The sequence below is a fragment of the Aromatoleum petrolei genome (assembly GCF_017894385.1).
In the GTDB taxonomy this organism is placed as follows: Bacteria; Pseudomonadota; Gammaproteobacteria; order Burkholderiales; family Rhodocyclaceae; genus Aromatoleum; species Aromatoleum petrolei.
The window spans coordinates 1,104,407-1,125,978 of record NZ_CP059560.1; the positions used below are offsets into that span (position 1 = coordinate 1,104,407).

15 protein-coding genes are annotated in these 21,572 nt (G+C 63.7%); 5 read left to right on the forward strand and 10 right to left on the reverse strand.

The genetic code is table 11. The annotated features are described in order from the left end of the window. Positions 1 to 42: 42 nt before the first annotated feature. The 3 genes from metG to ToN1_RS05015 all read left to right on the forward strand — a co-directional run bounded on the left by metG (position 43) and on the right by ToN1_RS05015 (position 4,303). Positions 43 to 2,193, forward strand: coding sequence for a methionine--tRNA ligase (metG, locus tag ToN1_RS05005; protein WP_169207824.1), 2,151 nt, complete (start codon positions 43 to 45; stop codon positions 2,191 to 2,193). Between the two features lie 135 nt (positions 2,194 to 2,328). Next, positions 2,329 to 4,020: a SulP family inorganic anion transporter gene (locus ToN1_RS05010; RefSeq protein WP_169207836.1), complete on the forward strand. Its 1,692-nt coding sequence runs from the start codon at positions 2,329 to 2,331 to the stop codon at positions 4,018 to 4,020. Next, positions 4,013 to 4,303, forward strand: coding sequence for an acylphosphatase (locus tag ToN1_RS05015; RefSeq protein WP_169207823.1), 291 nt, complete (start codon positions 4,013 to 4,015; stop codon positions 4,301 to 4,303). Before ToN1_RS05010 ends, ToN1_RS05015 begins: the two co-directional genes overlap by 8 nt. 70 nt (positions 4,304 to 4,373) lie before the next feature. Here the strand turns inward: ToN1_RS05015 and ToN1_RS05020 are convergent, their stop codons facing one another. From ToN1_RS05020 to ToN1_RS05035, 4 genes are all read right to left on the reverse strand, one after another. Beyond that, positions 4,374 to 6,416 (reverse strand): MtrB/PioB family decaheme-associated outer membrane protein, encoded by a 2,043-nt coding sequence (locus tag ToN1_RS05020; RefSeq protein WP_169207822.1) that lies wholly within the window; start codon positions 6,414 to 6,416, stop codon positions 4,374 to 4,376. A 13-nt stretch (positions 6,417 to 6,429) separates the two neighbouring features. Next, positions 6,430 to 7,362: a DmsE family decaheme c-type cytochrome gene (locus ToN1_RS05025; protein WP_169207821.1), complete on the reverse strand. Its 933-nt coding sequence runs from the start codon at positions 7,360 to 7,362 to the stop codon at positions 6,430 to 6,432. Positions 7,363 to 7,550: 188 nt separating this feature from the next. Further along, positions 7,551 to 7,880, reverse strand: coding sequence for a c-type cytochrome (locus ToN1_RS05030; protein ID WP_169207820.1), 330 nt, complete (start codon positions 7,878 to 7,880; stop codon positions 7,551 to 7,553). A 119-nt stretch (positions 7,881 to 7,999) separates the two neighbouring features. Next, on the reverse strand, positions 8,000 to 9,628 hold the full coding sequence (locus ToN1_RS05035) for a methyl-accepting chemotaxis protein (RefSeq protein ID WP_169207819.1): 1,629 nt from the start codon (positions 9,626 to 9,628) through the stop codon (positions 8,000 to 8,002). Between the two features lie 253 nt (positions 9,629 to 9,881). Between ToN1_RS05035 and ToN1_RS05040 the strand changes: the two genes are divergently transcribed. Further along, a complete protein-coding gene (locus tag ToN1_RS05040) occupies positions 9,882 to 10,481 on the forward strand; it encodes a peroxiredoxin (RefSeq protein ID WP_169207818.1) in 600 nt (199 codons plus the stop codon). A gap of 64 nt (positions 10,482 to 10,545) precedes the next feature. Here ToN1_RS05040 and dnaE read toward each other — a convergent pair whose 3' ends face one another. The 5 genes from dnaE to ToN1_RS05065 form a co-directional block, all read right to left on the reverse strand. After that, positions 10,546 to 14,040, reverse strand: a complete 3,495-nt coding sequence (gene dnaE / locus ToN1_RS05045; RefSeq protein ID WP_169207817.1) for a DNA polymerase III subunit alpha — start codon at positions 14,038 to 14,040, stop codon at positions 10,546 to 10,548. 84 nt (positions 14,041 to 14,124) lie between these two features. Beyond that, the gene (locus ToN1_RS05050; RefSeq protein WP_169207816.1) at positions 14,125 to 14,514 is read right to left on the reverse strand and encodes a hypothetical protein; all 390 of its coding nucleotides are present in this window, start codon (positions 14,512 to 14,514) and stop codon (positions 14,125 to 14,127) included. An 11-nt stretch (positions 14,515 to 14,525) separates the two neighbouring features. Next, the gene (locus ToN1_RS05055; protein WP_169207815.1) at positions 14,526 to 15,500 is read right to left on the reverse strand and encodes a quinone oxidoreductase family protein; all 975 of its coding nucleotides are present in this window, start codon (positions 15,498 to 15,500) and stop codon (positions 14,526 to 14,528) included. Positions 15,501 to 15,546: 46 nt separating this feature from the next. Then, the gene (locus ToN1_RS05060; protein ID WP_169207814.1) at positions 15,547 to 15,747 is read right to left on the reverse strand and encodes a DUF2905 domain-containing protein; all 201 of its coding nucleotides are present in this window, start codon (positions 15,745 to 15,747) and stop codon (positions 15,547 to 15,549) included. 78 nt (positions 15,748 to 15,825) lie between these two features. Continuing rightward, on the reverse strand, positions 15,826 to 18,129 hold the full coding sequence (locus tag ToN1_RS05065; protein WP_169207813.1) for an NADP-dependent malic enzyme: 2,304 nt from the start codon (positions 18,127 to 18,129) through the stop codon (positions 15,826 to 15,828). A 383-nt stretch (positions 18,130 to 18,512) separates the two neighbouring features. On the opposite strand from ToN1_RS05065, the gene ToN1_RS05070 reads away from it, so the two are divergent. Further along, entirely contained in the window at positions 18,513 to 19,292 is a 780-nt protein-coding gene (locus ToN1_RS05070; RefSeq protein WP_169207812.1) for a ParA family protein, read from the forward strand. A 45-nt stretch (positions 19,293 to 19,337) separates the two neighbouring features. Here the strand turns inward: ToN1_RS05070 and ToN1_RS05075 are convergent, their stop codons facing one another. Continuing rightward, positions 19,338 to 21,557: a UvrD-helicase domain-containing protein gene (locus tag ToN1_RS05075; protein WP_169207811.1), complete on the reverse strand. Its 2,220-nt coding sequence runs from the start codon at positions 21,555 to 21,557 to the stop codon at positions 19,338 to 19,340. Positions 21,558 to 21,572: the final 15 nt, after the last annotated feature.

Sequence of the window (21,572 nt, forward strand, 5' to 3'; positions counted from 1 at the left end):
GCGCGTTTGTTACACTTCCGTTTTCGATTCCTGAATCCGCACATGTCCCGCAAGATCCTCGTCACGAACGCCCTGCCCTACGCCAACGGCGACATCCACCTCGGCCATCTGGTCGGATACATCCAGGGCGACATCTGGGTACGCTTTCAGCGCATGCGGGGAAGCACCGTGCATTACGTGTGCGCGGACGACACGCACGGCACGCCGATCATGCTGCGCGCGGAGAAGGAGGGAATCACCCCCGAGACGCTGATCGGGCGCGTGCATGGCGAGCACCTGCGCGACTTCACCGACTTCGGCGTCGCATTCGACAACTACCACAGCACGCACAGCCTCGAGAATCGCACGTACGCAGAGGAGGTGTACAAGCGCCTCACGGCGGCAAAGCTGATCGAGACGCGCTCGATCGAGCAGTTCTACGACCCTGTGAAGGAGATGTTCCTTCCCGACCGCTTCATCAAGGGCGAATGCCCGAAGTGCGGCGCGGCGGATCAGTACGGTGACAACTGCGAGGTGTGCGGCGCGGCGTATGCACCGACAGAGCTGAAGAACCCGTACTCGGCTGTGTCCGGGGCGAAGCCGGTGCTAAGGACTTCGGAACACTACTTCTTCCGACTGTCCGACCCGCGCGCAGTCGCCTTCCTGCGCGAATGGACGCGCGGGACCAACACCGCCGGCACTCGCCGCCTGCAGGCGGAAGCTGCGAACAAGATGAAGGAGTGGCTCGGCGAGGACGGCCAGGAGGGCGAGAACACGTTGTCCGACTGGGACATCTCGCGCGACGCCCCTTACTTCGGCTTCGAGATTCCCGGCGCCCCGGGCAAGTATTTCTACGTCTGGCTGGACGCCCCGATCGGCTACCTGGCGAGCTTCCGCAACCTCGCGGACAAGCGCGGCGACATCGTCGTGGATGACTTCGTCGATGCCACGCGCGCCGAAGCCGCGGGAACGGAGATGGTGCACTTCATCGGCAAGGACATCCTCTATTTCCACGCGCTGTTCTGGCCGGCGATGCTGCAGTTCGCGGGCCTGCGCACGCCCTCGCAGCTGTGCGTGAACGGCTTCCTGACCGTGGACGGCGCGAAGATGAGCAAGAGCCGGGGCACCTTCATCACCGCACGCTCCTACGTGACCCAGGGCCTGAACCCGGAATGGCTGCGCTATTACTTCGCGACCAAGTCCAACGGCACGATGGAAGACGTCGACCTCAACCTCGACGACATGATCGCGAAGGTCAACGCCGACCTCGTCGGCAAGTACGTGAACATCGCCAGCCGCTGTGCGGGCTTCATCACGAAGCGCTTCGAGGGCAAGCTTGCGGCAAGCGACACCGCGGCCACGGCTGCATTCTCGGCGGCCCATGCAGCCGGCGCGATCGCACAGGCCTACGAGGAGCGCGACTACGGCCGCGCACTGCGCGAGATCATGCATCTGGCCGATCTGGCGAATCAGTACGTAAATGAGCAGAAACCCTGGGAGCTTGCAAAACTGGAAGGGCGTGAGGGGGATCTGCACGTCGTGTGCAGCACCGCGCTGACGCTGTTCCGCGACCTCACCCTGTACCTGAAGCCGGTGCTGCCGGCACTCGCCGCCAAGGTCGAATCCTTCCTGGCAATTGCGCCTCTGGCATGGCAGGGCGAGTGGCAGCCCCTGCCGACCGGCCACGTGGTCAACGTCTACGCCCACCTGATGACGCGCGTCGAGCGCAAGCAGATCGACGCCCTGCTCGAGGCCAACCGCGACTCGCTCGCCCCGACCGCCGCCGCTGCGTCGCCCGACGCAAAAACCGCCTCGTCGCAGCAGCGCCATGCGGAGAAACAGCAACACGCGGCCCAGAGTGCCGAGACGGCTTCTCCGCACATCTCCATCGACGACTTCGCAAAGGTCGACCTGCGCATCGCGAAGATCGTCGCTGCCGAGCACGTGGAAGGCGCCGACAAGCTGATCCGCCTGCAGCTCGACATCGGAGAGGACAAGCCTCGGCAGGTGTTCGCCGGCATCAAATCGGCTTACGACCCGGCCTCGCTGGTGGGGCGGATGACGGTGATGGTCGCCAACCTCGCGCCGCGCAAGATGAAGTTCGGCATGAGCGAGGGCATGGTTCTGGCCGCGTCCGATCCCGACGGCAAGACCGGCGGGCTCTACATCCTGTCCCCGGATGCGGGCGCGACTGCGGGGATGCGCGTCAAGTAAGGAAACGGCAGGCTCGCAGCCCGATGCCCCTCACTCCCTCGAAACGCTGGATCGTGTGGCAACGCACGGCACCCGGATGCCGGTACGGCAGCAGTACCACGGGTAAGCCACGGCACACAGAGGAATCGAGGAGGCATCGTGATCAATTTTCGACCCAAACTGTTTGATACCCTGCCCGGTTACGGGCGGGGTCATTTCACCCAGGATCTTTCCGCGGGCATCACCGTCGGTGTTCTCGCCCTGCCGCTGGCGATGGCATTCGCGATCGCCAGCGGGATGAGCCCCACCGCCGGCATCTGGACCGCCATCGTCGCCGGCCTCCTGATCTCGGCGCTCGGCGGCTCCAAGGTACAGATCGGCGGCCCGACCGGGGCCTTCATCCCGATCATCTACGCGATCGTAGTGGACTACGGTGTCTCGAACCTGCTCATCGCCACGATGATGTCGGGCTTCATGCTGTTCGCGATGGGTGCGTTCCGCCTCGGAAGCATGATCCGCTTCATCCCGGTGTCGGTGGTGATCGGCTTCACCAACGGCATCGCGGTGGTGATTTTCATCTCGCAGATCAAGGACTTCCTCGGGCTATCCATCGACAAGATGCCGGGCGAGTTCTTCGGCAAGATGGAGGCGCTGATCGGCGCCGCCCACACCATCCAGTTGCCAACACTCGCGGTGGCGGTGGCCTCGCTCTCCGTACTCCTCGCGTGGAACCAGATGGCCAGGCGCGTGGCATGGATGCGGCGGCTCCCGGGACCACTGGCAGTGCTCCTGATCGCCACCGCGATCAACGCAATAGTCCAGTTTCCCGTAGACACCATCGGCAGCCGCTTCGGCGGCATCCCGCAGGAGATCCCCCACTTCGGCCTGCCCGAGCTGTCGCTGGGCACACTGGGCAAGCTCATCGCACCGGCGCTGACGATCGCGCTGCTGGGAGCAATCGAGTCGCTGCTGTCGGCTCGCGTCGCGGACAACCAGATCGACGACCGGCACGACCCGAACCAGGAACTGATGGCGCAGGGCATTGCCAACGTGGCCGCCCCGCTCTTAGGCGGCTTCGCCGCCACCGGCGCGATCGCCCGAACGGCGACGAACATCCGCTCGGGTGGGCACACCCCGATCGCAGGCATCATTCATGCACTCGTGCTGCTGGCCGTGGTACTCGCGCTCGCCCCACTCGCGAGTTACATCCCGCTGGCCACGCTATCGGCGATCGTGGTCATCGTGTCGGTGAACATGGGCGAATGGCACGCCTTCGCCTGGAAGGAACTCATGCGCTACTCAAGGCAGTACCGCATCATCCTGCTCGGCACCTTCTTCGTCACGGTCGTCTTCGACCTGACGCTGGCGGTCGAACTCGGGATGGTCCTGGCGAGCCTGTTCTTCATCTACCGCATGTCCGACCTTACCCGTGTCGAGCGCATCGTACTGGAGGATTATTACGGCGTCGAAGCCCTGTCGCGCGCCGATGGCACGCCGCGCGTCCTCGCCTACCGCGTATTCGGCAGCCTGTTCTTCGGGGCGGCGAACAAGCTCGAAAACCTCATGCTGATGGAGGACGGCCATCCCGACGCACTGATCCTCGACATGGAGAAGGTCATCAACATCGACACCACCGGCCTCGACATGCTGCAGGCGCTCCACCGCGCCCTGGACAAGCGCGGCACACAGCTGATCCTGTGCGACCTGAACGCCCAGCCCGCCTCCATCGTCCAACGCTCGGGGTTCGGCGAAACGATCGGTACCGAGAATCTCGCCAGCAACATCACCGACGCGCTGCTGCGTGCGCACCGCTGCGGGAACCGGGATGCGGAGGTGTCCTATGCGTGAAACCGATCATGTCGCGCGTCACCTGATGATTCAGGGACTCGTTCAGGGAGTCGCCTTCCGCGCAAGCGCGCGCACGGAGGCCGAGCGTCTGGGACTTTGCGGCTGGGTGCGAAATCGCTCGGACGGGAGCGTCGAGGCCGTGGTGGCGGGATCGGCGGGGGCGGTCGAGCACTTTGTGCGCTGGGCTCACCACGGCCCGTCCCACGCCCGGGTGGAGCGCGTCGCCGTCAATCCGGCGGCGCGGCCGGAACAGACCGGATTCCTGATGCTGCCCACGCTGTAACAGGCGGACTGAAAAGAAGAAACCCACCCGAGCTTGCGATCGGGTGGGCCTCGCACTCAGCAAGCCGGACTTAGCGCCACTTGTAGCGCATCGTCACACCAACGAAAGTGGTTTCCTGAGTTTCGTCCTGCGACAGAGTCGTGCCATCAGCAGGCGCAGCGGAAGTGTAGATGAAGTTGGCCCACTGCCAATCATTCGTACTCCACTGGTCATGCACGGCATCGAAACGCAGCGACAGGTCCTTGCGCATTTCGTATTCCGCGAACAACTTCAGCGTCGTGACCGTGAACTTGACGTCGTTGATGGCCATCGCCGGCGTAATCGCGGCCCCTGTCAGCCCATACTGATTCAGGTTGTGCGAATAGGATAGATCCCCACCCAGCTTCCAGCGACTTCCCACCTTGCCCTTCAAGCCGACGCCAAATGCCTCGGTCTGAACCTGCAGATTTGCCAACCAATCGGCATTCCCTGCTCCGCGAGTCTGGTTAACTTGACGCGAGTATTCACGCGACGCCCAACCATGGACATCCCAGTCTGCGGCAAAGACCCAGGTTCCATCGACAGACCAGAAGCTGCCGCGGCCCTTGTCGATACCGTAGCCGCCGTCCTTGTAGTCATCGTTGAATGCGTCGGCGGTGAGCTGGAACGAAAGCACCTCGATCGGCATCCAGTCGAGACGCATGCGGACCTTCTCGCGATCACGATCCGCGAGGTGATACGGCACGGCATAGTACGAAGTCGCAGTGGACGTCTCCGTCAGCAGCCGCGAGCCCGATCGCTCACTCTGAACCAGACTGACCGAGCCATTCACGGTATCGGACAGCGAGCGTGAGAGTTCCACGCGATAACCGAGTTCCTCGGTACGCTTGCGGGTCGAAGTCAGGCGCACATCGTAGGCATCGCGCTTCTTTTCATCGTAGTCGATGCCCGCAGCGAGCTTGAAACCCGCGGGTAGCATGTAGCGGGCCTCGAGCTTGCCGGTATTGACCTCGAAATCGCGCGTTTCGTTGATACCATTGAAGGTCCGGGACGCCGCCGGATCGAAGTAGCGCCGTTGCGTTGTCCGGTCGTCGCGATTTTCGTAGCGCCAATCCGCAACGAGCGAGAGCTTCTGCAGCGGCCGCGCGCTGAGGCCGAACTGGACCAACGTGGTTTCGAGCTTGCCGTCGAGGCTGTCGACGCGCGGCTGCCGTACCGAGCGTTCGATGAACGAATCGTCCTGATACGCGAACGACTTCGCAATCTTGAAGTTCGCGCGCGTGGTCGGCGTGAACGTATAGCCACCGTCGAGGTAGAACTGGTGCGCATAGTTGTCCGGCGCCAGCGCAATCCGATCAAAGCGCGCGGTACCCAGATTCGTGATCTGGGTACCGGCGGGGTTCGTCGCAAGACGTAGTGCGGAGTTGCCGTTATCGAAGAAGGAGCCGTAATAGCCCGCGGAGAGTTGCAGCCTCGAGCCGGCATATCCCAGCACGAGGTCGATCTGGCGCATCGTGTGATCGATCGGCTCGGCCAGGAAGATGTGCTTCGCATTGACCGGATACCCGCCGTACAGGCGATCGCCCTGCTTGATGTCCTGCTTGAGCTTGAGGCGCACATCCCAGCCGTTGCCCAAGGCATACTGCCCACCGAAGCTCAGTGCTTCGCGGTCAGTGTGCAGGCGCTTCTCGCGCATCGGTACGCCATTCACCCGCTGAAAGTCGTGACCGATACCCTGAAGGCCGGTTCTGACCTCGTACTGCGAGTAACGCGGAGTCTGGTCGTAATCGAGGAAGTATTTCCAGTTGCCCTGGATCGAGTGCTCGAAGCGCAGGCTTCGGCTATCGAGCCCGAGATTGCGACCATCCAAGCGCAGCCAACGCCCCGTCGCATCGTCACGATCGACGAGCTTGACGTCCGCGAGACCATACAAACCCTCATCTCGCAATCCGGAGTACTGGCCAAACCGTGCAACGTCCTCGGTGAGATAGCCGAACCCGACGCTCACGGAGCTCTCGGGGCGGATCAGGCGCTCGACGACATCATCCTGCGCTTGGGCGGATCCAAACGCCGCAATCAGAGAAGCCGCAATCACATTGAGACTGACGGCACGAACCTTGATGTTGTTACGCATTTTCGTTCTCCCGTCAGCGCTGCAAGGCACGGCCGTTGCTCGTGTCATCCAGCGGATTGTTCGAGCCGTGGATGTTGGTGTGGCAGTTCAGGCAGCCACGACCCAGCGTGTAGCGGTTGGTGGCTGCGACCATACCGGTGCTCGCAATGGTGCCCTGGTGCGACGTGGGTTCATGACACTGCTGGCACAGGAAAGGCGCGCGCTGCTTGAGCAGGTTGTCATTCACGCTGCCGTGCGGCGTGTGGCAGATCGTGCAATCCTCGGTGACCGGCTGATGGCTGCGGACGAAGGGGCCGCGCTTTTCCATGTGGCAGGTGTAGCAAGTGGCGACGACGCTGTCGCGCTGCATCAGTTTCGGACCGGCCGACCCGTGCGGGTTGTGGCAGTCGACGCAGACGACCTTGCGCTCGGGGATCGGGTGGTGGTTCGGGCGCATCACCTGCGCGCGCTGCTCCTTGTGACAACTGAAGCAGACGTCGGGCTGGGTCTGGCGGTCGCGGACAGGATCCTCGGACGAATGGATCTTGTGACAGGACGTACATTCCAGGTTCGCAGCGGCGTGCGCGCCGGTCTGCCAATGGGTGCGCTGGCCGCCCTGATGGCAATTGAGGCAAACCTGGTTGCGCTCGTCGATCGGCGTCGCGGATTTCGGTCCGAAATTGACGGTGGGCTTGGGGCGCTCCGTCACGTCGGACGGCTTGCTTACGTGCGTCGGACTTTCACCGTGGCACGAGGTACAGGTTCCGGCATTCTTGTCGGCCATCGTGCCGTGGCGCGTCTGACCGATCGACAGGACCGGCTTGGCCTCGCCTTCGTCGTGGCAGCGCGTACATACCGAGTCGCCAACCTGGACGACGTCCTTTGCGGCATATGCATGACCGATGAATGCAGCACCGGCCAGCAAGGCCAGCACCCACTTTCGGATGCTTCCTGCGTTCTTGCTCATCAACTTCTCCCCTTTGGTACAGCCTATGCGCGGGGCTGCGGCACCATGCCGCCACCCTGCCCATCAAACGGCGCGAAGCCGGATCCCGCCGCGGGTCCGAGAATTTCCGGCGTGCTGTATGGCACGCGCGGCGCTCGTCCCGCCTCCCTATAGTTAATGGCCGGAACCGGCTTCACGCTGGATTCATGTCAGAGCGAAAGAATCCACTCGACGACGTTCTTGACCGCCGCCGGATCTTCCGTCTTCAGCGTCTCGTGATCCTCTTCCTTCCCTTCGACCTTGACCTTGCTCGGCACCGTAACGTGCTTGGTGAGCTTCTCCATCGCCTCGGGCTTGCCCTTGTACTTGGCGGCAGTCTCCTTGAAGGCGGGGCCATCCTTCTTCTTTTCGACGGCGTGACAGGTCAGGCACTTGCTCTTGCGAACCAGGGCATCGGCGGCGGCGGCATCAACCGCGGCAGCCGGCAGGCTCGTTGCACTTGCTGCAAGCGCTATGGCGGAAACAAAAAGACGCTTCATTTCAACTCCTTGGCGAGGCTCCAGGTTCGGCTCGCCTCATTTGTAGCAGAATGTTTCTTATACCTTTTGGAAGATACAGCGGCAACCACCCTGTGGCGCCGAAACGACAATCAAAACAGTTAGATACGGAAGCGCCTGATTTCATCGCGCAACTGCGCGGCCAGCTGTTCCAGGCTGGCCGTGGCGCCGGTGACACCGTCGAGCGAAGCGCTCGTCTGCTGCGCGAGCCCGGCGATCATTTCGACGCTGTTGGCCGCCAGGGAGCTCGCCTTCATCTGCTCGTCGGTCGCTGTGGCGATGCTGTTCATGCCGTCGGCGACACCGCCAGCCGATTCCATGTTGCTGCGCAAGGCTTCGGACACGCGCAACATCGATTCGCGGATGAGCACCAGCGCATCCGATCCCTGCGTGATCGCCGCGCGCACCCCCACGGAACCGGAGTTGAGCTTCTGCGTGACGTCGTCGATGTCGTTTGCCGAGCGGGTCGACTTCTCGGCCAGCTTGCGTACTTCGTCGGCGACGACGGCAAACCCGCGGCCGTGCTCTCCCGCCCGCGCGGCCTCGATCGCGGCGTTGAGCGCGAGCAGGTTGGTCTGGTCGGCAATCTCCTTCACCTGCGCGGTCAGGGTCGAGATCGCGTCGGTATTGTGGATGAAGTCGCCGACGGTCTGGGTCATCTTGCTCACTGCGCTCTCGACATCGGACAGTCTGCCCGTGAGTTCGAGCACGTCGGCGTTGCCCGCCTCCGCGCGCGAAAGGCTGTCGCGCGCGACCTTGAGCACCTCCCCGCTCGCCTGGGCGACGGACATGATGCTCGCCGCCATCTGCTCGACCGCAGATGCCGCCGAAGCCGACTTTTCGGACTGCTCGCCCGCTCCGGCCCGAATCTCGACTGCCCCGCGCTGGAGATCGGAGGCGGCGCTCGACACCTGATCGGCCGACGAGGAAATGTTGCGGATGACGCCCTGCAACTTCTCCATCATCTTGTTGAAATAGCCGGCAGCCTTGCCCACCTCGTCCTCGGCACGCACAGGCAAACGCTGGGTGAGATCGCCCTCGCCCTCGGAAATGTCGCGCAGCCGACTCGAAAGCTCGGCCAGCGGCCGCGCCACCACCGCCTGCAGAAAGACGAAGATCAGGACCATCATCAAGCCCAGCGCCGCCAGCGCACCGCCAATCAGCTTGGATCGTGCGGCAGAGACCGCTGCATCCATGCGGTTGAGCGAAACCTCCATCGTCACGGCCCCGAGCACGGTCCCCTCGGGGTATTCGTCGTGGCACTCGGTGCAGTCCTTGCCAAGGTAATTCGTGCGGTTGATGGCCGGGAACACGGCCTTCAGGATCTTTCCCTTGTCCGGGTCGTTACGCAGCTCGAAGAACGGCTTGCCGCTGTCGATCGCCACCTTTTCGTCGGGCCCGACGTTCATTTCATCCTCGTCGCCGTCGCCGAACTGATGAATGACCGGCTCTGCCCGGACCACCCGCATATCCGTCAGCCCCGACGACTTCTTCACTTGGTCGAGGTAGATCGCGCGCTTCTTGATCGTCTTGGTGCTCTTCATGAACACCAACGTTGCCATGGTCATCTGGTTGATCGTCTCGGCGAAGTCATGGGACTGGTTGATCGCCATGTTCTCCTGCTCGGCCGACACCCATACGACCAAGGTCGTGCCGACTGCGATCAGCAGGATGCCGATTGCCAATATCAGGCGAACCCAGATCGGAGAATTCTTCAGTCGTTGCATCATGGCTACCTGTCCTGTTTCTGCATCCCGGACGCCCGAGGCACCCGCGAACGTCGGTCTTTCTCATACTTAGGTATTACGGTAACGCGGAAACAAAGTTTAACAATGATTGAAATCAGGGAAGAAACCGCGCCAATTCGCCGAAAGCTCACGATAGAAAATTTCTATCGACCTGTCGTGCAAAAGGCAATTGGATCTTTCCAAATCATGGCAACATAATCCCCCGGTCATTCAACCCACTCTGGAGACGACTAACATGGCAGTCCTCGTCGGCAAGAAGGCCCCGGATTTCACCGCGACCGCGGTCCTCGGCAACAACGAGATCAAGAACATCACGTTCTCGGAAGTCACCAAGGGCAAGTACGCCGTGGTGTTCTTCTACCCGCTGGATTTCACCTTCGTGTGCCCGTCCGAGCTGATCGCGTTCGATCACCGCCTGGAAGAATTCACCAAGCGCGGTGTCGAAGTGCTGGGCGTTTCGATCGACAGCCAGTTCACCCACCTCGCGTGGAAGAACACCCCGGTCAACAACGGCGGCATCGGCCAGGTCCAGTACACGCTGGTCGCCGACGTGAAGCACGAGATCTGCCGTGCCTATGACGTCGAAGCCGACGCTGGCGTCGCCTTCCGCGGCTCCTTCCTGATCGACAAGAACGGCGTCGTGCGCCACCAGGTCGTCAATGACCTGCCGCTGGGCCGCAACATCGACGAGATGATCCGCATGGTCGACGCGCTACAGTTCACCGAAGAGCACGGCGAAGTCTGCCCGGCCGGCTGGAACAAGGGCAAAGCGGGCATGAAGGCCAGCACCGCAGGCGTCGCGGAGTATCTGGCCGAGCACGCCAAGGAACTCTGACCGCCCCTGCCGGATCAGCCGAAAGGCCGCGCCCGCAAGGGCCGCGGCCTTTTTTGTGCCCATATCAATTGGGGTAGAGGACCTCGACCGATTCGTGCGGGAGCCACTCCCGCAGGCTGTCGAGCAAGGCATCGTCGAGACGCACCCGCCAGGCCGCGCCGAGGGGCAGTTCGGCCTCCGCCTGCTCGTTCCGATAGCGCAGCGAAACCGGGCAGCCGCCGTCGCGGAAAGGCGAGAGTAGCGTTTCGAGCTTGTCCGCTGCCGCAACTGCCCCCCCCGCGCCTTTCACTTCGCCATTGACGCTGATCTGGAGCGCCTTGGCAAAGCGGGAACGCGCTTCGCCGAGCGACAGCAGCTTGTCGGCGACGATACGCAGCCCGCCGGTAAAGTCGTCGTTGCTGACCTTGCCTTCGACCACCAACACTTCGTCGGTGACGATCTTGCTGCGGTTCGCGTCGAACGCTTCGGAAAAGACTGACACCTCCCGCACCTGTGAGCCGTCGTCGAGCACGACAAACGCCATCTTGCCGCGATTGGTCATCTTGGTGCGCACGTCCATCACCACGCCCGCCAGCATCGCGAGATCGCGCGAGGGTTCGAGCTGCGACAGCGGACGACGGATGAAGCGGCGCACTTCCTCGCGGAAACTGTTGAACGGATGGCCAGAGAGGAAGAAACCGATCGCGGTCTTCTCCTCCTTCAAGCGCTCGCGCTCCGTCCACGGGCGCACGTTCGCGTACTGAGGCGCCGCGCCGGCGGCCTCCGGCACAAGGTCGAACAGCCCCCCCTGCATGGCGTTCGCGGCCGCCTGCTCGGCCGCTTCCATCGCGAGGCTCACGGTCGCGAGCAGACGCGCGCGATCGGCCGTGCCGCTGGGTTCGATGGTATCGAACGCACCCGAACGGATCAGCGCCTCGATCACGCGGCGGTTGACCATGCGCCGGTCCACGCGCGCGCAGAAATCGAACAGATCCGTGTACGCTCCGCCACTCTTGCGCGCTTCGAGGATGGAGCGCACTGCCGGCTCGCCCACACCCTTCACCGCACCCAGACCGTAGCGGATCGTCTTCCGATCCGTGGGAACGAAGCGGTAGTCGGACTGGTTCACGTCAGGCGGCAGGACCGTGATTCCGTTCGCGATCGTGTCCTCGAAGAAGATCTTGATCGTGTCGGTGTTGTCGAGGTCCGCCGACATGGTCGCGGCCATGAAGGCCGCGCAGTGGTGCGCCTTGAGCCACGCCGTATGGTAGGTGACCACGGCGTAGGCGGCAGTGTGCGACTTGTTGAAGCCGTACTCCGCGAACTTCGTCATCAGGTCGAAGAGCTGCTCCGCGAGCGCCGGGTCGTAGCCCTTCTGCTTCGCACCGGCGGCAATCGTCTCGCGGTGCTTGGCCATCTCCTCCGGTTTCTTCTTGCCCATCGCGCGGCGCAGCATGTCGGCGCCGCCTAGCGTATAGCCGCCGATGATCTGCGAGATCTGCATCACCTGTTCCTGATACACGATCACGCCGTAGGTCGGCTCCAGGCAGGGCTTGAGGTCCGGATGGAAGTAGTCGATCTCCTGCTGCCCCTTCTTGCGCAGGATGAAGTCGTCCACCATGCCCGAGCCGAGCGGGCCCGGACGGTAGAGCGCAAGCACCGCGATGATGTCCTCGAAGCGGTCGGGCGCGAGCTTCTTGAGGAGCTTCTTCATGCCGTCCGATTCGACCTGGAAGATCGCGGTGGTATTCGCGTCCTTCAGGATCTGGTAGGCGGCGGGGTCGGTGAACGGCAGCGCGGCGAGGTTGGGCTTCTCCCCGGTGAGACGTTCGACGTACTCGACCGCGAGCTCGATGATGGTGAGGTTGCGCAGGCCGAGGAAGTCGAACTTCACCAGGCCGACCGCCTCGACGTCGTCCTTGTCGAACTGCGACACCGGCGTCGCGTCGTCACCGTCGGCGATGTAGAGCGGACAGAAGTCGGTGAGCTTTCCGGGCGCGATGAGCACGCCGCCGGCGTGCATGCCGACGTTGCGGGACAGGCCTTCCAGCGGCTCGGCAAGGCTCCACAACTCCTGCACCGACTCGCCGTCGTTGCCGTCCTTCATCATTTCGCCGATCTGCGGCTCCATCTCGTAGGCCTTCGCCAGCGAGACGGGCTTCGCGCCTTCGATCGGGATCAGCTTGGAGAGCCGGTCGCACAGGCCATAGGGCAGATCGAGCACGCGGCCGACGTCGCGCACCACCGCCTTGGACGCCATGGTACCGAAGGTCGCGATCTGGCTGACCGCATCCTTGCCGTAGCGCTCGCGCACATACTCGATCACGCGGTAGCGGTTGTCCTGGCAGAAGTCGATGTCGAAGTCGGGCATCGACACACGCTCGGGGTTCAGGAAGCGCTCGAACAGCAGTGCGTAAGCGAGCGGATCCAGGTCGGTAATGCGCAGACTGTAGGCAACCAGAGAGCCCGCACCCGAGCCGCGACCGGGGCCTACCGGCACACCATTGTGCTTGCCCCAGTTGATGAAGTCCGCAACGATCAGGAAGTAGCCGGGGAAGCCCATCTGGATGATGGTGTCGGTTTCGAACTTGAGCCGCGCCTCGTAGGTCGGACGCTGGCGCTCACGTTCTGCATCGTCCGGATACAGCTCCTCCAGCCGCACTTCCAGGCCAGCCTTGGCCTCCGCGATCAGGAAGTCGTCGAGGGTCATCCCTTCGGGCGTGGGAAACTGCGGCAGGAAATTCTTGCCCAGTTGGACCGTCAGCGAACAGCGGCGTGCGATTTCGACCGAATTCTCGAGCGCCTCCGGGATGTCGGCGAAGAGCTCGCACATCTCGTCCTGGCTCTTGAGGTATTGCTCCTCGGTGTAGTCCCGCGGGCGACGCTTGTCGGCCAGCACATAGCCTTGAGCGATGCACACGCGTGCCTCGTGGGCCTTGAAATCCTCGCGCTTGAGGAACTGCACGGGGTGGGTCGCCACCACCGGCAGCCCCAGCCTGCCGGCCAGCTGCACCGCCTGGCGTACGTACCCCTCGGCGCCCGCATTGCCTGCGCGCTGCAGTTCGATGTAGTAGGCGCCGGGGAACAATGCGGCCCATTCGGCGGCCACCCGATCGGCAAGTTCGACGTTGCCGTTTGCCAGTGCCTGCCCCACTTCCCCCTCGCGCGCACCGGACAGGCACAGCAGATCCGACGCCGCGCCGTCGGCGAACCAGTCGCGGCGAATCTCGGCGCGCCCGCGGTACTTGTTGTCGAGGAAAGCGCGCGTCAGCAGCTCACACAGCTGCCCGTAGCCCTTGCGACTCTTGCAGATGAGCAGGGCGCGGAAGGGCTTGTCGCGATCGGTGTCGTTGGTGATCCAGGCGTCGACGCCGATGACGGGCTTCATGCCCTTGCCGCGTGCGCCCTTGTAGAACTTGACCATGCCAAACAGGTTGGCGAGGTCGGAAATGCCCAGCGCCGGCATGCCGTCGGCGGCCGCGCGGGCGATCGCCTGATCGATCTGGACGATGCCGTCCGAAATCGAGTACTCGGTATGCAGACGAAGGTGGATGAAGCGAGGTTCGTGAGAGGCAGTCATCGGCAAATTTTACCCGATCCCCAACCTCCCCCGCGCCCCAATTCGGCCGCTGCCGCTGTCTGTACGTCCGACCGTCAATGGGAATCAGCGCCCGCGTGCCGCCTCGCGTGCCTTCATCAGGGAGACTTTGCGCGCCTGGTCAGCATCCAGAATTTCGGCCTGCTGCTCGGGCGTGAGCGGTGCTCCAAGATCGACTTCCAGCGCCGAGATCAATCGTGACGCCGTGGACGTGATGCGCCGTTCGTCCGGCATGGCCCGACGCACGCGGGCTGGCGTCGTACCCGTGATGCGGGCGACCTCGGCCACGAAGTGATCCTCGATACGGCGACTTGCCGCCGACAGCGACGCCGTGCGGGCGGGATCCATCGCAGATGACGGCCCCGACTGCGCCATGGCCGACGGGGCGAGCGGCAGCGCCAGCAGGATCCCGGCCGCGACGCATGCCAGCCACGATGAACCCGGTTTGCTCCTCATGTCGCGCCCCGTCAGGGCAACAGGATCGTCGAGCCGGTAGTACGGCGCGCCTCGAGATCACGGTGCGCCTGCGCGGCATCCTTCAGCGCGTAACGCTGATTGATCTCGACCCGCACCTTGCCGGATCCGACCACGTCGAAGAGTTCGTCGGCCATCGCAAGGAGATCCTCGCGCTTTGCCGTGTAGGCCGCGATACTCGGACGCGTGACGAAGAGCGATCCCAGCGTGTTCAGCAGGCTGAGGTCGAACGGCGGCACCGGCCCGGACGCCGCACCGAACAGCACCATCATGCCCAACGGGCGCAGGCAGCGCAGCGAATCCATGAAAGTGTCCTTGCCGATCGAGTCGTACACGACCGGCACGCCTGCACCGCCGGTGATCTCGCGGACACGCTCGGTGAAACTCTCACGTGTATACACGATCGGGTGGTCACAGCCGTGCGCCCGTGCAAGCTCGGCCTTGGCGTCGGATCCGACTGTTCCGATCACGGTTGCGCCCAGCGCCTTCGCCCACTGGCACGCGATGAGGCCGACACCGCCCGCGGCCGCGTGGATCAGCACCGTATCGCCCGGCTGCACGCGGTAGGTGCGGCGCAGCAGGTACTGCGCCGTGAGTCCCTGCAGCATCATCGCAGCCCCTTGCTCGAAGGACACCGATGCCGGCAGCTTCACGACACGATGCGCGGGCAGGTTGCGCACCTCGGAATAGGCCCCGAGCGGACCACCAGCATAGGCGACCCGATCGCCGGGCGCCAGGTCGGAGACGCCCTCGCCCACCACCTCGACCACGCCGGCCCCCTCCAGGCCCAGACCCGAGGGAAGCGGCACCGGATACAGTCCGCTGCGATGGTAAGTGTCGATATAGTTGAGACCGACCGCATGATGGCGCACCGTCACCTCGCCTGCGGCAGGAGCACCGACGTCGACAGCTTCCCAGTGGAGCACTTCGGGACCACCGGTCTGATGGAAACGAATCGCGTGAGTCATGTCAAAGTCCCTTCTACCGGTAATGTTGGGTGGATTGTAAACCTTGTTAACGCCGGAACAGCCAGATAAGCAGACTCAGGACGAGGGAGAAGAGCAGTCCCGTCGTAACCGGAAAGAAGAAGTCGAAACCGTCGCGTTGAATGTGGATGTCGCCAGGCAGCCGACCGAACGGAATCCTGGCGAGCCAAGGCCAGAACAGCCCGGCAGCGAGAACGAAAAGGCCGAGGATGATCAGCAGCCTTTGCATGATCGTTTCCCCGGCCTCCCCGAAAAACACGTGCGGCCGGGACCCTGATCCGGATCCCGACTGCGCCGTCCGACCCCCTTAAACCGCAGCGCCCGACTGCACACGCTGCTCGTAGGCGTCGACCACCGATACCGCGGTAATGTTCACCAGACGGCGCACCGTTGCCGACGGCGTCAGGATATGCACCGGCAGGCGCGCACCCAGCAGCATCGGGCCGATCGAAACACCGTCGCTGTTGGCCATCTTCATCATGTTGAAGGAGATGTTCGCGGCGTCAATGTTGGGCATCACGACCAGGTTGGCCTCGCCGACCAGCGTCGACTCGGCGTTGGCCTTGGCACGGATTTCCGGCGAAAGCGCCGAATCGCCGTGCATCTCGCCGTCGCACTCGAGGCCCGGGGCGATCTGGCGCAGGATCCCTGCAGCCTCGCGCATCTTGCGCGCCGACGCCGAACGCGCGCTGCCGAAGTTGGAATGCGAGACCAGTGCGACGCGCGGCTCGATACCGAAGCGACGCAGCTCCTCGGCGGCCATGCGGGCGATCTCGGCAACTTCCTCCGCATTCGGATTCTCATTCACGTACGGATCGGTGATCGCCAGCGTGCGCTTGGGCAGCATCAGCAGGCTCATCGATGCGAAGAGCTTCGCGCCGGGCTTCAGGCCGATCACGTCCTCGACCTGCTTGAAGTGGTAATCGTAGGAGCCGAAGGTGCCGCACACGAGGGCATCCGCGTCGCCACGGCGCAGGACCATGCAGCCGATGAGCGTCGTGTCGCGGCGCATCTTGGCCTTCGCCAGTTCCGGCGTGACGCCGTCGCGGCACATCATGCGGTGGTATTCCTGCCACAGCTCCTTGTAGCGCGGGTCCGATTCCGGATTGATGATGTCGAAGTCGCGGCCCGGAACGAGGTTCAGGCCGATCTTCTGGATGCGCATCTCGATGACGCCAGGGCGGCCGATGAGGATCGGACGCGCGATGTTCTCCTCGATGACCACCCGCGCCGCGTGCAGGACGCGCTCGTCCTCGCCCTCGGCGTACAGCACGCGCTTGAATTCGGCAGGTACCCGCTTTGCGGCGGCGAACACCGGTTTCATGACGATGCCGGACTGATACACGAAATCCGACAGGCTCGCCGTGTAGGCGGCGAGATCCTCGATCGGCTTAGTTGCCACGCCGGAGTCCATCGCCGCCTTCGCCACGGCCGGCGCGATCTTGACGATCAGGCGCGGGTCGAAGGGTTTCGGAATGATGTACTCGGGGCCGAAGCGCAATTCCGCGCCACCATAAGCGGAAGCAACGATATCGCTCTGCTCAGCCTGGGCCAGCTCGGCAATGGCGCGCACGCACGCGAGCTTCATCTCCTCGTTGATCGTCGTGGCGCCGACGTCGAGCGCGCCGCGGAAGATGAACGGGAAGCACAGCACGTTGTTGACCTGGTTCGGGTAATCCGAACGCCCGGTCGCGATGATGCAGTCAGGGCGCGCCTTCTTGGCGTCCTCAGGCAGGATTTCCGGGTTGGGATTCGCGAGCGCGAAGATCAGCGGCTTGTCCGCCATCGAGGCGACCATCTCGCCTTTCAGCACACCCGCGGTCGACAGGCCGAGGAACACGTCCGCACCGACCATCACGTCGGCGAGCGTGCGCGCGTCGGTCTTCTGCGCATAGCGGGCCTTGTTGGCCTCCATATTCTCTTCGCGGCCGACCCAGATTACGCCCTTGGAGTCGCAGACATAAACGTTTTCGCGCTTGAGCCCTAGCGCGACCATCAGGTCCAGGCACGCGATCGCCGCGGCGCCAGCGCCGGAGCACACCAGCTTGACCTTCGCGATGTCCTTGCCGATGACCTTCAGGCCGTTGATGAGGCCGGCCGTGGATATGATCGCGGTACCGTGCTGGTCGTCGTGGAAGACCGGGATCTTCATGCGCTCGCGCAACTTCTTCTCGATGTAGAAGCACTCGGGCGCCTTGATGTCCTCGAGGTTGATGCCGCCCAGGGTGGGCTCGAGCGAGGCGATGATGTCGATCAGCTTGTCCGGATCGTTCTCGGCGAGTTCGATGTCGAACACGTCAATGCCGGCGAATTTCTTGAACAGGCAGCCCTTGCCCTCCATGACCGGCTTGGATGCCAGCGGGCCGATGTTGCCCAGACCGAGCACCGCAGTACCGTTGGTCACCACCGCGACGAGGTTGCCGCGCGAGGTGTATTCGCGCGCGTTCGCCGGGTCCTCGACGATCGCGTCGCATGCCGCAGCAACGCCAGGCGAGTAGGCTAGCGCCAGATCACGCTGGTTGGTGAGGCTCTTGGTCGGAACGACCGAAATCTTGCCGCGCGTCGGCGCACGATGATATTCGAGTGCCGCGGCGATGAAATCCTGATCCATTGTTCTCCCTCTCCGGGTCGGTGAGATGTGTTGTTGCTGTGGTGTTTTTCCAGCGCGGCGATAACCTACGCCCGCTCGGGCGTCTCGCCAATTGCGATCATCCGCAGCTGCCGGCCATATTCCGTCCGGGACTCCCGGCATCGGGAGCAATCGCACAGGTCGGACAGCGGAGCTCTCGCGCCGGCGGGCACGAGGGCGCCGCACCGGCACCACGCTCGGCGAGGCGCAAGTGTAGCGCAGGTACTCCGGCTTGGGCAGTGGCACTCTACGGGTAAACCCGGAAGCACCGAACGAGGCCGGAACGGCTACCACCCTTCCCGGAAACTGCATCCCGATCGACATTTTTTGGCACAATCTCACCCGACTCGACAAGGGAATCCAAGATGCGACGCGTGGTATTCAATCAGAAGGGCGGTGTCGGCAAGTCCACCATTACCTGCAACCTGGCGGCGATCAGCGCCCACCAAGGCAAGCGCACACTGGTGGTGGACCTCGACCCGCAGGGAAACTCGACCCAGTACCTACTGGGCGTTTCGGGGGATAACCTGGAAACCACGCTCGCCGACTTCTTCGACCAGACGCTCAATTTCAAGCTGAATCCGAAGAAAATCGAGGAATTCATCGTCGCGAGCCCCTTCCCCAATCTCGACGTCATGCCTTCGCATCCGGGCCTCGAAGACCTCCAGGGCAAGCTCGAATCGCGCTACAAGATCTACAAGCTGCGCGATGCGCTCGCGGAGCTCGCCGACGACTACGACGTCATCTACATCGATACCCCGCCGGCCCTGAATTTCTACACCCGCTCCGCGCTGATTGCCGCAGACAGCTGCCTGATCCCCTTCGACTGCGACGAGTTCTCGCGCCGTGCGCTGTACGCGCTGATCGAGAACGTGCAGGAGATCCGCGCCGACCACAACCGCGACCTGTCGGTCGAAGGCATCGTCGTGAACCAGTTCCAGGCGCGCGCCGGACTGCCGCAGAAGGTCGTGCAGGAGCTGATCGACGAAGGGCTGCCGGTGCTCGCGCCCTATCTCTCTTCATCCGTGAAGATCAAGGAATCGCATGAACAGTCGCGCCCGATGATCCATCTCGATCCGAAGCACAAGCTCGCGCAGGAATACGTCGCGCTCCACGACCGCCTCGCACGCACCTACGGAACCTGATCCCCGCGCAATCAGGCGTCCCGCTGCGCGGGGGTGCGCCGCACATCATGCGGGGCTGAGCTTCGCCACCGCCAGCATCAGCCACTTGATTCCGGCCGAGCCGAAATTGATCTGCACCCGCGCATCGGCACCGCTTCCCTCGGCCGCGACGATCACGCCCTGGCCGAACTTCGCATGCGTCACGAGTTGGCCGACGCGCAGCCCCCCTAGGTCCTGACTGCGTGCGGGAGCCTGAGATGCCCGCGGGGCAAAGCCACCACGCGCAGGCTCGACACGCATCCCCGCACCGCTGCGCGCGCCCATGCTCCGCGGGCTGGGCGGCGAGAGCCATTTCACCAACCCTTCCGGAATTTCCTCGAGGAAGCGCGAGCGCAGGTTGTAGCGCGTTTGGCCGTGCAACATGCGGCTCTGCGCAAAGCTCAAGTACAACCGCTCGCGCGCCCGCGTCACGGCGACGTACATCAGGCGGCGCTCCTCCTCCAGCCCCTCGTTCTCGACCGCACTGTTCTCATGCGGGAACAGGCCTTCCTCGAGCCCGGAGAGGAAGACCGCATCGAACTCGAGCCCCTTCGACGAATGCACGGTCATCAGTTGCACGGCGTCGCTGCCGGCATCGGCCTGATGATCGCCCGCCTCCAGCGACGCGTGGGCGAGGAAATCGGCCAGCAGCGCATGCGGCTGCGCCAACGCCTCGACATCCGCGCCCGATTCGCCGAGGAAATTCGCAGCGGCGTTGATGAGTTCGTCGAGGTTCTCGAGCCGCTCCTGCCCTTCCTTCTCGCTGCGATAGAAATCACGCAGCCCGCTCGCATCCAGCACGTGATCGACCAGTTCGGGGAGCGGCAGCCGGGCCGTGTCGCGGCGCAGATCCTCCACGAGGCGCACGAACTGCGCGAGCACCGTTCCAGGCTTACCCGAAAGGTGCGGCACCGTTGAGTACAGGCTCGAATTCCAAGTGCGCGCCGCGTCCTGCAGCGCTTCGAGAGATCGTGCACCGATACCCCGCGTCGGAAAATTCACGACACGGCTGAAGGCCGTGTCGTCATCCGGGTTGGCGATCAGGCGCAGGTAGGCCAGTGCGTGCTTGATCTCCTGACGCTCGAAGAAGCGCAGGCCGCCATAGACTCGATAGGCGATGCCCGCGGAAAACAGCTGGTGTTCGAGCACGCGCGACTGCGCATTCGAACGATAGAGCAGCGCGATGTCCGAACGGCTCATGCCGTCGCGCACCAGCGACTGGATCTCCTCCATGATCCAGCGCGCCTCGTCCATGTCCGCATAAGCCTCGAACACGCGGATCGGTTCGCCGGCGCCGCGCTCGGTCCACAGGTTCTTGCCCAGCCGGGCGGTGTTGTGGCGGATGATCGCGTTCGCCGCGTCGAGGATGTTGCCGTGCGAGCGGTAGTTCTGTTCCAGCCGGATCACGTTGGCGACATGGAACTCGCGCTCGAAGTCGCGCATATTGCCGACTTCCGCACCGCGGAAGCGATAGATCGACTGGTCGTCGTCGCCCACGCAGAACAGGCAGGCCCCGCCTTCGCGGCCGTCATCGGCGAGCAGCTTCAGCCAGCGGTACTGCAGGCGGTTCGTGTCCTGGAACTCATCGACCAGGATGTGACGGAACCGACGCTGGTAGTGACGGCGTATCGGCTCGTTGCGCTCGAGCAACTCGTACGTGCGCAGCAGCAACTCCGCAAAATCCACAACAGACTCGCGCTGGCATTGCGCCTCATACTCGGCGAAAAGCTCCACCCGGCGCCGCGTGTAGTCGTCCCAGGCCTCGACGGCATGCGGACGCAGACCGGCTTCCTTCTGGGCATTGATGAAATGTTGCAGTTCGCGCGGCGGAAACTTCTCGTCATCGACATTGAGCGCCTTCAACAGGCGCTTGATCGCCGCGAGCTGGTCACCGGAATCGAGGATCTGGAAGAGCTGCGGCAAACCGGCGTCACGATGGTGGGCCCGCAGCAGGCGGTTGCACAAGCCGTGGAAGGTGCCGATCCACATCCCACGGGCCGAATGGCCGAAGGACAACGGCAGCATCCCCGACAGGCGAGCCAGCAGCTCCTTCGCCGCCTTGTTGGTGAAGGTCACCGCGAGGACGCCCTGCGGATCGACCTGGCCGGTCTGCACCAGCCATGCGATGCGGGTCGTGAGGACGCGGGTCTTGCCCGAGCCGGCACCGGCGAGGATCAGCGCGTGCTGCGGCGGAAGGGTGACGGCCTGGAGTTGTTCGGGATTGAGATTGGCGAGCAGATCGGACATGCGAGCTTCCTAGTC